The following is an 11,459-nucleotide window of genomic DNA, read 5'->3' on the forward strand; positions in this document are numbered from 1 at the left end:
CGTCGTGAGCGCCGCGCACAGGCACGCGCGCAGGCGCGGGCTTCAGGACGAAGCGACCCGCTCGAACAGGACTCGCCGAATTCTGCCAATGCGCCCGCCTTGCCCGTCGCCTGGCCGATGCTGCTGCTGTTTGCATCGGGAGCGGCGTCGCTGATTTACCAGGTGCTGTGGATCAAGCAATTGGCGCTTGTCGTGGGCGTCGACGTACAGGCGGTCACGACCGGTGTCAGCGCGTTTTTCGCGGGTCTCGCGCTAGGCGGCTGGCTGCTCGGCCGGATCGCCGACCGCCTGTCGCGGCCTTTGCTGTTCTACGCCGCGCTGGAAGGCGGCGCGCTGCTGCTCGCCGTCGCCGGCACACTCGCGCTGGCGCACGCGGCCGCGCCGTTCGCCTGGCTGCAGGAGCGCGCCGGGCCGCTGGCGTGGGCGTTGCCGTTCGCGCTAGTCGGCCTGCCTGCCATGCTGATGGGCGGCACGCTGCCGGTGCTGATGCGCGCCTTGGGTCCGTGCGCGACGCAGTTGGGCCGCTCTGGCGCACGCCTCTATGCGGCCAATACGGGCGGCGCGATTGCGGGCACGCTCGTTTGCGCGTTCGTGCTGATTCCGTCGCTCGGGGTGCGAGGCAGCGCGTTCGCCGCGGCCGGGTTGAACGCGGTGGCCGCATTGGTCGCGCTGCTGATCAGCCGTGGCGGTTCCGCGCGAACGCCTGTGACTTTGCCACCGCTCGACATGGCGCCTTCCGATGATGACGCCGCGGCAAATGACAAGCCCGGCGCACGCCTCGCCATCACACTCTATGCACTCGCGGGCGGCATCGCGCTCGGTTACGAGGTGGTGTGGTCGCAAGTAATCGTGCAGTTCATCAGCACCCGCAGTTTCGCCTTTGCGATCGTGCTCGCCTCCTATCTGCTCGGACTGACGCTCGGCAGTGCGCTCGCCTCGCGACGCGTCGACCGCACGCGCGATCCGTGGGGCGTGTTCGCGCTGCTGATCATGGCGGCCGGACTTGTCGCATTGCTGGAAGTCACCGCGCTGGGCGGCTGGCTGCCGCAATGGCAAAGCCTCACACGCGCGGCCGCGTTTTCCGTCACCGGCAGCCTGCTCGCCGCCATGTGCGCGAGCTTCGCGGTCGCGGCCGCGTGCATCGTCTTCGTACCGACGCTGCTGTTGGGCGCGGCATTTCCGTTCGCGCTGCGCGTGAGCGTGGATGCGCGCCATACCGGCCGCGATGTCGGAGCGGTGTTGGCGCTGAATACCGCAGGCGGCATCGCCGGCACGCTGCTCGCCGGCTTCCTGCTCGTGCCGGCGCTCGGCGTGGTGCATGCGCTCGCGGTGCTCGCCGTCCTCGCCGGCGCGGTGGGCGGCGTCGCCGTGTGGCGCGGTCAAGGCGTGCGGCGCGGCGCGCGCTGGAGCGTGCCGGTGCTGGCCGCGGCCACGCTGTGCGCCGTGCTGCTCACGCCGTCGGACCGGCTCGCCACCCTGCTTGCCGATGCGCGTGGCGGCAATCTGATCTCCTACGAGGAGAGCGCGGGCGGCACCGTTGCAGTGATCGAACAAGGCGCGGGCCAGAAACAGTTCCGGCGTCTCTACATTCAAGGTGTCTCGAACTCCGGCGATGCGATGACGTCGTTGCGCTACATGCGTCTGCAGGCATTACTGCCGCTGCTGGTTCATCGCGATACGCCGCGCAGCGCGCTCGTTATCGGACTCGGCACGGGCATCACGGGCGGCGCGCTGCTCACGTGGCCGGGCCTCGACAAGCGCGTGGTCGCCGAGCTGCTGCCGGCGGTCGTGCGTGCGGCTCCGCAGTTCAAGGGCAACTACGGCATGAGCACGGACCCGCACGTCGATATCCGTCTGCGCGACGGACGGCGCGAGCTCCTGCGCAGCAGCGAGCGCTACGATCTGATCACGCTCGAACCGCCGCCACCTTCAGCGGCCAGCGTGGTCAATCTGTACTCGTCGGATTTCTACCGGCTGGCGGCCTCGCGTCTGCAGACGGGCGGCATCGTCGCGCAATGGCTGCCTCTGCCGACCCAGAACGAAGACGATACGCGCTCGCTGATCCAGAGCTTCATCCAGGTGTTTCCGTACGCAGCGCTGTGGACCACCGAGTTGCACGAGATGATGCTGATCGGCTCGATGCAGCCGATCGAACTGGATGTGCCGCGTATCGCGTCGCGCTTCGCGCAACCGCCGGTGGCGGCGGCGCTGCGCGAGGTGGGCGTGGCGTCGCCGGCGGCGCTGCTGGCGACGTGGATCACCGATCGCGCCGGCCTCGCCTATTACACCGCGGATGCCCCGCCCGTCACCGATGACCGGCCGCGTATCGAATACGCGGCATGGGTGCGGCGGGACAGTTTCGCGGACACGTTCACGCATCTGCTCGCGCTGCGCAGCGAGCCACCGTTGCTGCATGCCGACGAGACTTTCCGCGCGGCCCTGAACGCGGAACGCGGCGCGCTGCAAAGTTTCTATGCCGCGGGTCTCGACGCGTATCGCGGCGAGCGTGAGGCGTGGTCTCGCGACGTTAGCAATGCTTTGCACGCGCAGCCGGATAATCCGTACTTCCGATGGTTCGTCGGCGACGAACAATAGCGGTAGCGGGTGTCCCGACCTGGATGAGCCGATCCACGTGGCGCGCCTACTGCAGCGTATAGCCCTTGCCTTGCATGCATGCGCCATACGCGCGCCAATAAGTGCTCATCGCCGCTTGCTGATTAGCCTGCGCCGTTTGCGCCTGCTCGGCGTGTTGCTGACGGCTGCGCGCACCGCCGGCGAGCGCGCCTGCGGTCGCGCCAACGGCCGCGCCGTGTCCGGCGTCGTCATTGCTCACGTCGCCGACGATCGCGCCCGCTGCCGCCCCGCGCGCCGCACCCCGAACGCGCGCGCCGGTCGGCCCCGATGGCGGCGGAGGCGTTTGCGCGACGACCGCTGGGTCGATGCCGGTGTTCTGTTTTGCCCATGAATAGCACGCACCATCGTCCGACACCTGCTGCTGTTGGCTCTGCCCATGCGCAGGATAAACGGCCGGCTTCTGTGCCAGGGCGAGCGTGCTCATACCGGCCAGGATCACCAGGGCGAATCGCTTCATATCAGTCTCTCATTGAGTTGGGTGATCGAGTGGCGCAGACACGGATGAGACGTGCCCGCACCTTTCACCGCTTCGCCGACCTGCGGCGGAGGAACCAAAGATTAGCTGGAAGGGTTCGGAAAACACTTAACGAAAAAGTGTTTTTATCTAAATCGATTCATATCGGGCCGCGCTATTATTCGGTCGTATTCACATGCAGCTTTTTCAACGATATCTCCCACGCACAATTAACTTATGTGACAGGACGATATCCATGCATCACGACTGAAACGATCCTAATGGACCTGGCGCCATGCAAATGGATGACGGCGCTCCGTGTGCGGAGTTTGCGTTCAGGAAAGCGGACGGTCCGCTGCCCTACAACGTTCCTCGGAAAACGTAGCAGGCGCACGTTGGGTCATGTGCGGCTTGACCTCTTCGGCTAACACGCCGACTATTTCAATGGTGCTTCAAGCACCATATGAAACCTCGGCGCGAAAGGCAAGGAGGTTGTTAGAAGCGCTGACCGTCGAAAAAACCCGGCAAGCATCACGCCGCCAATCCGTCAACGAGGGAAATTCAACTAGAATTAATTTGCGCAAAAGATTGCACACGTCGGTGGAAAAGGTTTGTTAATCTTGCCATTGCGATTCGCGGTGTCGCGCATGTGCGCATCACTTGCACTGCGCACGCGGTGGAGTGCCGTGTGTCGTCATGAACTTGCCAAAACATACACCGGGACTCGGATAGTCCGAGTGCAAGCTGTCTAAAAGACGATTCGGAGTCCGCTCGAAGTTCGATCCTCGCGGGTCATGTATCACCGTCGGCTGCACCGGTGATCAAACCCGCCTCAAGTGACCGACCGCTCAGAGGCACGGTCACGGCGTCGATGTCTCACGCACCGCATCACTGCGCCACAAATAACTTCCAACAAGGGAGACCTGATCGTGAAACGCTCCAGGGCATATCAGAGAGGATCGCGAATTCTTCTAGCCGCCTTGACCGTACTGGCCGGCTCGCCGCTTTTCCTCGAGGTCGCGGCGCCGGCCGCTTATGGGCAAACCCCGGCGAAAATCTCGAACCAGCAACTGGACTCGCTGACCGCGCCGATCGCGCTCTACCCCGACGCCCTGCTCGCGCAGGTGCTGATGGCCTCCACCTTTCCGCAAGACGTGCCGGCGGCGGCGGCATGGTCGAAGGCCAATCCGAAACTTCAGGGCGACGACGCCGTGAAGGCAGTCGCGTCGGAACCGTGGGACCCGAGCGTGCAATCGCTGGTGGCGTTTCCCCAGGTGCTGGCCACCATGGCGTCGAAACCCGACTGGGTCACGCAACTCGGCAACGCCTTCCTCGCGCAGCCGAACGACGTGATGGATTCCGTGCAACGCTTGCGCAAGCAGGCGCAGCAGGCCGGCAACCTGAAGACCAACCCGCAGCAGAAAGTGGTGGTCGAGCAGAGCACGATCCAGATCGTGCCGGTCAACCCGCAGGTCGTCTATGTGCCGACATACAACCCCACGGTCGTCTACGGAACGTGGCCCTATCCGGCCTATCCGCCCGTGTACGTGCCGCCCCCGCCGGGCTATGCCGTGGCCAGCGGGCTCGCCGCGGGTCTCGCGTTCGGCGTCGGCGTCGCGATCACCAGTTCGCTGTGGAGCAACGTCAACTGGAACAATCACAGCGTCAACATCAACGTCAATCAGTACAACAACATCAATGTGAATCGACAGCTCAAAGTGAATAGCAGCACGACCAACTGGAACCGTAATTCCACCTTCAATCGCAACACTACGGCCAACGTGAGCAGCGCGCAGCGCGATGCATATCGCGGGCGCGAAACGTCGGCGACGGCAGCGTCGCGTGCGCAGGCGCAGCAGACCTTGCAGAACCGCACCGGCCAGAACCTGGGCGGAACGGCCAGCCAGCGCGTGCAGGGCATTCACCAGGGCGGCAACACGACCGGCAACATTCGCGACAGCGCGCAGAACGTGAACCGCGACAACGCGTTACGCGGCGCGGGCAATGGCGGCGACGCGCAGCGAGACGTGCAGCGCGGGCAAGCCAGCCGGCAGGCGCAGGCGAACAACCGCGGCGGCGGCGTCGGCGCGAACGGCGGCGGTCAGCAACGTACCGGCAATCTGGGAGCGGGAGGCGGTGGCGAGCGCGCCGGCGGCGGGTTGGGCGCGGGCGGCGGCGGACAACAACGCGGCGGCGGTTTCGGCGCGGGCGGCGGTGGACAGCCGCGCGGCGGCGGTCTGGGCGCGGGTGGCGGCGGTCAGCGTCACTTCGGCCGGTAACGTTGAACCGATCTCACAGGAGCCGCTCATGATCCGCATCCACATGTTCCACACATCCGGCGCACGTCTGGCCGAAGCCTTTGCGCTCGCGCTCGACCCGCGCCGCGCCGCTACCGTCCTCGGGCTCGCCGTGCTGCTGTCCGGCGCGTCCACAGCGCATGCACAAGCCGTGTATCCGACACCCGAGGCCGCTGTCAACGCGTTCGTCGGCGCACTCGCCAGCAACGACCACCCCGCCATGCAGCATGTGCTCGGCAAGGACTTCACCCGCTTCATTCCGACCCAAACCATTGGCGAAGAGGACATCTACGAATTTCTCGGCGCATGGTCGAAGGGACACCAGATCGTCGACGATCCGGCACCGCTGAACGGTCAAGCGAGCAAGCATCTGTCGGTCGGCACCAGTGGCTGGACGTTGCCGATTCCGCTCGTGCAGACGTCCAAAGGCTGGCGCTTCGATCCCGCTGTCGCCCGCGATGAGCTCGCGACGCGCCGCATCGGCCGCAACGAGAACGCGGCCATGCTGATATCGCTCGCCATTCTCGATGCGCAAGGCGACTATCAGGCGTCGACCCAGCATTACGCGCAACGCATTCTCAGCACACCGGGCCAGCATGACGGCTTGTACTGGCCGACCGCGCCGGATGAAGCAAAAAGTCCGCTCGGCCCTCTCGCCGCGGCGATGCCGCATACCGAGAACATCTCGAAAGAGGGTTATTACGGCTATCACTTCCGCATCCTGACCGCGCAAGGGCCGCATGCAAGCGGCGGCAGCCAGAACTACATCGAGAACGGCACGATGACCAAGGGCTACGGCGTCGTCGCGTGGCCCGCCGAGTACGGCAAGACGGGCGTGATGAGCTTCATCGTCAATCAGGACAGACAGATCTATCAGAAGAACCTCGGCCCGAATTCGGCGGCCGCCGCCGCTGCGCTCAAATCGTTCGATCCAGACTCGTCGTGGGAGGCCGTGAAAAAACCCTGAGCGCGGCATCAGCATCGTCGGGCGCAATCCCGCCTGCGGCGCCCGGCGTGGCGCTCCGGGACCCGCGGTGAGCATGGCGATGCAGTTCGATCCACGCCCGCTTCCGGACCCGCGCGGCGAGCGGCAGCCAGGCCGCGCCCAGCCACGCTTCGGAGCCCGCCATGAGTAGCCCGCAAGGACCCGCCCTGCCGCCCGAGCTGCCCGATCCCGACATCGCGCCGCGGCGCAGCTGGCTGCCCTCGCTCGTCTGGGTCGTGCCGCTGATCGCAGCGTTGATCGGTCTCGCGCTGGTCATCAAGGCGGTCACGGAGCGCGGTCCGGCGATCACGATCGTCTTCGACAATGCCGAAGGCCTCGAACCCGGCAAGACCCAGGTCAAGTACAAGGACGTCGAAATCGGTTCGGTCAAGTCGATCACGCTGTCGAAGGATCGCACGCACGTGCAGATCGCCGTGCAACTCACGAAGCAGGCGGAAAGCTTCACGGTCAAGGACACACGCTTCTGGGTGGTTCGCCCTCGAGTCGGCGCTGCCGGCGTGTCGGGCATCGGCACGCTGCTCTCCGGCGCGTATATCGGCGTGGACGTCGGCCGCTCCACGCAAACGCAAACGGAGTTCGTCGGACTGGAGACGCCGCCGCCCGTCACCGCCGAACAGAAAGGCCATCGCTTTACACTGCATGGCGATTCGCTCGGCTCGATCGACATCGGCTCGCCGATTTTCTATCGACGCGTGCAGGTGGGCCAGGTCTACGGCATTTCGCTCGACAAGGACGGCACGGGCGTGACGATGCAGGTGTTCGTCGCCGCGCCGTACGACCAGTACGTCGGCACCAATTCGCGCTGGTGGCATGCAAGCGGCGTCAATGTGCGGCTCGATTCGGCCGGGTTCGTCGTCAACACGCAGTCCCTCGCGGCGATCCTGATCGGCGGCCTCGCCTTCCAGACGCCGCCGGGTCAGCCGATGGGCGCGCCGGCCGCGGAGAAGACCGGCTTCCGGCTCGCCGCCGACGAAGTGGACGCCATGCGCGCGCCGGACGGCATACCGGTGCGCGCGGTGATGACCTTCAATCAGTCGCTGCGTGGGCTTTCAGTGGGCGCGCTGGTCGACTTCCGCGGCATTGTGCTTGGCCAGGTGACGGACATCGGCGTCGAATACGATCCGGACACGCACAGCTTCGTCATGCCCGTGACGCTGGATCTGTACCCGGACCGGCTGCGGCGGCGCGCCCGTGGCGCGGCGATGCCCGAGGCCGGTACCGCGGCCGGCCACGCATTGCTGCAGCGTCTCGTCGAGCGCGGCCTGCGCGGCCAGTTGCGCACCGGCAATCTGCTCACGGGCGCGTTGTATATCGCGCTCGACATCTTCCCGAATGCCGCGCCCGTCAAGTTCGACGTCAACGGCGACCCGGTCCAGTTGCCGACCATTCCGAACACGCTCGACGCGCTGCAGACGCAGGTGGCCGACATCGCGAAGAAGCTCGACCGGATTCCGTTCGATCAGATCGGCTCGAATCTGAACACGTCGCTGAAGAACGCCGACGCGCTGTTCAATCGGCTGAGCAACGAAGTCGTGCCACAGGCGCGCGATACGCTCGCCGCCGCGAGGCAGACCTTCGGCTCCGCCGAGGCGACTTTGCAGCAGGACTCGCCGTTGCGGTCGGACGTGCACCAGGCGCTGCAGGAATTGACCCGCACGCTGCAATCGCTGAACGCGCTGGCCGACTATCTGGAGCGTCATCCGGAGTCGCTGGTGCGCGGCAAGCCCGCAGACAAACCATGACGTTCTCACGCCCCTCCCGCGGGCGGCGCGTGCTTGTCCGCACGATCAATTACGGATAGTCGCTGAACCGCGAGGTCGGTTCGTTGACCGTCGACGCCGGCGTATAACCCGGCACATTCGCGCGAAACTGATTGAGCAGGCCATTATCCACCTGCGAAAAGCCCTTCAGCTGAAGCTGCATCAACACACGCGTGCCGGTGCTCGGCGACGTGGTCGAACTGGTGGCGTTGGTGTATTTTTCGAACGCGACGCCCAATGACCAGCAATCCGCGTCGTACTGAAGTCCCAGCAAACCCGCGATCAACCGATGCGTGCTCATGTCGTAATTCACGCGCGCCACACTCACCACGTTGTGCGCGAGCGGCCATTGCTCCGACACGATGAACTGGTTGACCGGCTGATAATCGAGCGTACTGTTGGCGCGCGTATAGCGATACGCGACGTTCAACACCTGGCGCGCGCCCGGCGCCCAGCCGAAGCCGGCTTCCGCGTGCGTCAGGTAATGATTGGCCTGGCTGTATTCCACGGCCTGTTCGGTCGTGAAATCCGGTCCTACCTTGTACGACGCCCCCGCGATCACACCGGTACGAGCGACCGTACTGAGCGCATCGTCCGTTTCCAGGGTCACGCGCGGTGTGCGGAAGTCGTACTGCTGCGCGAGCATGAAACGGGCGCGCTCGTCGCCGCTCGCGGGATCGATGAAACGCGTGGTCAGTGCGGCGGTGATCCGATTCGCGTCGGACACCCGGTCGTTGCCGACGAAGCTGTTGGGCATGAACAGTTCCGTGAGCCCGAAATCGGCCGTCGCCGTATCGAACAGCGGCGCGAACGACTGGTTGCGATACGGCGTGTACACGTAGAAGAGCCGCGGTTCGAGCGTCTGGATGTACGATTGCCCGAACAGCCGCACGCTGCGCTCGAACCGCATGCCTGAGTCGAGGCTGAAGGTGGGCACGTTCACGCTGAACGACTTCGGCTCGCCAGCGGGCACGTCCGTGCCGATCGAAGTCAGGTCGTAGGCCGCGAAATGCCACGCGAGCTTCGGCGTGATGAACCAGCCGGGGCGCTCGATCGGATAGCTGACGTAAGGGTTGAAAACGACGCGGTTGCCTTGCGTCATATCCGCCGACGAGATCGTGAAGCGCGTCGCGTCCGCTTCCGCGCCGAAGTCGAAGCCACCCACGTCATAGCGTGCATAACGCACGTTGACCTGCGGCTCGCGGTTATAGGTCGAGTCGCTCGAGAAAGTCTGCCAGCGCTGTTCGCGGGCCAGCACGCTCCACGGTCCGTTCGTGTAGGTGAGGCCGGCTTCCTGCTGATACAGCGTGGTGGAGCCGGTTGGAAACGCCACGCCCGAGGCCAGATCGGTCGACACCGTCGAGTCCGACACGCGGTTGTAGTTCACGTAGGCGTTCAGGCCCGAACCGAGATTCCAGTTCTGATTCAACGCAATCGAGTAGCGTTGTGTCCTGGTAATCGCATCGTGCGGCAGCCATGCGAGCGACATCGTCCCCGAATCGTTCGGCTGGATATAGCGATAGTCGGCGGTCAGCATCTCGCCTCGGCGCGACATGATGCGCGGCGTGAGCGTGAGGTCGTAATTCGGCGCGAGATTGAAGTAGTACGGCAACGCGATGTCGACGCCGTTGGTGGAACTGACCGAAAACGTCGGCGGCAGGAAACCGCTGCGGCGGGCGCCGGACAACGGAAACGACAGCCACGGACTCGCCAGCAGCGGCACGCCCTGAAAAAACAGCACGCCGTTGTGCGCGATGCCTTCGTCGTTGCCATTGTCGATATCGAATTCGGATGCCTTCAGATACCACGCCGGCGCCGACTCGCATTGGCAGGTGCTGTACGTGCCGTGATGAACGACGGTGCGTTCGTTATCGACCACGTCCGCGCGCTCGGCGCTGCCCCACCCGCCGCCGAGATAAAACCTGTACCTCGGCACGCTGATATAACCTTCGTTCGCTTCCACATGGAAATGCGCGTCCGGCCCGTCGAACACGTTGCCATTGTCGACGAGGCGCACATGGCCATAAGCGTCGGCCTTGTCGCGGTCGACGTCGTAGTGCAGCGCGTCGCCCTCGACGATCGACGCCGCGCGCCGCAACTGCGCGTGTCCTTTCAATGAAACGTCCGTGCCGGTCGTGGTGGTCATCGAATCGGCCATCGCCGAGGTGACGGGTTTGTCGCCCGGCCGCAAGGGATGCTCGCTCAATTGCGGCGCGAGGCGCAGGCCCCAGATGCCGTCGAGCGATTCGGGCGCCGCTGCGATGCCGGCCAGTTGCGCGTAACCGGCAAGTGGCGCGCATCCCGCCGCGCATAGCACGAGAGGAACGAGCGGCCGTAAACGTAGACGCTGAAATACACGGCGTAGTATCAAGACAGGTAATGCTCGGAAAGGGTGAAGGACGCAGCGATGCGGCGCGGTGAAGAGGAACCCGGGCATGCACCCGGTTGAGCTGCGTCATGCGCGAGTGGATTGACCAGGCTTTACTGAAGCGTCACGTCGTTCGAGCGGGGCTCGCTCACGGCCGCCGTACTCACACCCGCCGCGCCGCCGAGCGCCTGCAGCAGATAGGGAATCTGCCCGGCCGGCAACGAAAACGACAAGCCCGCGCTGCCGGATAGCCGGAAGCGGATCACCACCATCTCCATACCGTTGAGCCGGCCGACTTCCCAGCCCTGGCAGTGCAACGCGAAGCCCCTGTCCTGATCGTTATGAATCACGCGGTCGGCGTGCTCGATGGCATTCGGCAACGCAACCAGCAAGTCGTTCAGCACCGACCGATGCAACGCCGCGGTGGGCTGATTGCCGTGAATCAGCAGATATTGACCATCCGCCGTCAATTGCATGTCGGTAATCGAATTCAGCATGAAGGTCGACGCATCAGACACGGCTCGTGCCCTCCTGCCTGGGCGTTGCACGGCTCGCGGCCTTGCTATCCGCCGTACTCGCCGTGTTCGCCGCGCTGCCGGACGCCTCGCGTGGAGTGAGCAGCGACGCCAGAGCCAGATGGACCGAAAAGATCGGCGTCGAGCTGACACGCAGGACCGCCGCCAGAACTGCGGGTGAAAGATATTCAATCATGATCGCTTCTCCAAATCGCGTTTCACAGGTAGCGGAATCGACAATTTGACGATAGCAGCGCATGCCGGCCGCTGGGTTACACGCGCCCTACGCTTCCTTGGGTTCTGTAACGCTTTATTTCGACGCACGTCCCGCAAACCGCACGCGCCTGCCCAATGAGCCCGTTGCGCACGTTAGCAACCCTAATGGGCGGAAAGTTTTCCGTAACGATCGACGGCACGCACGTCCC

Annotated in this window: 8 protein-coding genes; 4 read left to right on the top strand and 4 right to left on the bottom strand. The window is 64.8% G+C overall.

Annotated elements, in window-relative coordinates:
* Positions 1–117: 117 nt before the first annotated feature.
* On the top strand, positions 118–2,595 hold the full coding sequence (locus PQR42_RS16800; protein ID WP_408386787.1) for a spermidine synthase: 2,478 nt from the start codon (positions 118–120) through the stop codon (positions 2,593–2,595).
* Positions 2,596–2,641: 46 nt separating this feature from the next.
* Here PQR42_RS16800 and PQR42_RS16805 read toward each other — a convergent pair whose 3' ends face one another.
* Positions 2,642–3,091, bottom strand: a complete 450-nt coding sequence (locus tag PQR42_RS16805; RefSeq protein ID WP_408386454.1) for a glycine zipper domain-containing protein — start codon at positions 3,089–3,091, stop codon at positions 2,642–2,644.
* A 926-nt stretch (positions 3,092–4,017) separates the two neighbouring features.
* Between PQR42_RS16805 and PQR42_RS16810 the strand changes: the two genes are divergently transcribed.
* The 3 genes from PQR42_RS16810 to PQR42_RS16820 all read left to right on the top strand — a co-directional run bounded on the left by PQR42_RS16810 (position 4,018) and on the right by PQR42_RS16820 (position 8,133).
* Positions 4,018–5,367, top strand: coding sequence for a DUF3300 domain-containing protein (locus PQR42_RS16810; protein WP_408386453.1), 1,350 nt, complete (start codon positions 4,018–4,020; stop codon positions 5,365–5,367).
* Between the two features lie 28 nt (positions 5,368–5,395).
* A complete protein-coding gene (locus PQR42_RS16815) occupies positions 5,396–6,352 on the top strand; it encodes a DUF2950 domain-containing protein (protein ID WP_408220709.1) in 957 nt (318 codons plus the stop codon).
* A 161-nt stretch (positions 6,353–6,513) separates the two neighbouring features.
* On the top strand, positions 6,514–8,133 hold the full coding sequence (locus PQR42_RS16820; protein WP_408386451.1) for a PqiB family protein: 1,620 nt from the start codon (positions 6,514–6,516) through the stop codon (positions 8,131–8,133).
* Between the two features lie 49 nt (positions 8,134–8,182).
* Here the strand turns inward: PQR42_RS16820 and PQR42_RS16825 are convergent, their stop codons facing one another.
* From PQR42_RS16825 to PQR42_RS16835, 3 genes are all read right to left on the bottom strand, one after another.
* A complete protein-coding gene (locus PQR42_RS16825) occupies positions 8,183–10,468 on the bottom strand; it encodes an LPS-assembly protein LptD (protein WP_408386785.1) in 2,286 nt (761 codons plus the stop codon).
* Between the two features lie 164 nt (positions 10,469–10,632).
* Positions 10,633–11,037 (bottom strand): hypothetical protein, encoded by a 405-nt coding sequence (locus PQR42_RS16830; RefSeq protein WP_408386449.1) that lies wholly within the window; start codon positions 11,035–11,037, stop codon positions 10,633–10,635.
* Entirely contained in the window at positions 11,030–11,230 is a 201-nt protein-coding gene (locus PQR42_RS16835; protein ID WP_408386447.1) for a hypothetical protein, read from the bottom strand. The genes PQR42_RS16830 and PQR42_RS16835 overlap by 8 nt, the downstream gene beginning before the upstream one ends.
* Positions 11,231–11,459 lie beyond the last annotated feature (229 nt).

The sequence above is a fragment of the Paraburkholderia sediminicola genome, assembly GCF_046027355.1.
In the GTDB taxonomy this organism is placed as follows: domain Bacteria; phylum Pseudomonadota; class Gammaproteobacteria; order Burkholderiales; family Burkholderiaceae; genus Paraburkholderia; species Paraburkholderia sediminicola_B.

Excerpts from the sequence above, each read along its gene's own strand:
- PQR42_RS16800 (WP_408386787.1), top strand. The coding sequence starts at position 118 with ATGCTGCTGCTGTTTGCATCGGGAGCGGCGTCGCTGATTTACCAGGTG.
- PQR42_RS16805 (WP_408386454.1), bottom strand. The coding sequence starts at position 3,091 with ATGAAGCGATTCGCCCTGGTGATCCTGGCCGGTATGAGCACGCTCGCC.
- PQR42_RS16815 (WP_408220709.1), top strand. The coding sequence starts at position 5,396 with ATGATCCGCATCCACATGTTCCACACATCCGGCGCACGTCTGGCCGAA.
- PQR42_RS16820 (WP_408386451.1), top strand. The coding sequence starts at position 6,514 with ATGAGTAGCCCGCAAGGACCCGCCCTGCCGCCCGAGCTGCCCGATCCC.
- PQR42_RS16835 (WP_408386447.1), bottom strand. The coding sequence starts at position 11,230 with ATGATTGAATATCTTTCACCCGCAGTTCTGGCGGCGGTCCTGCGTGTC.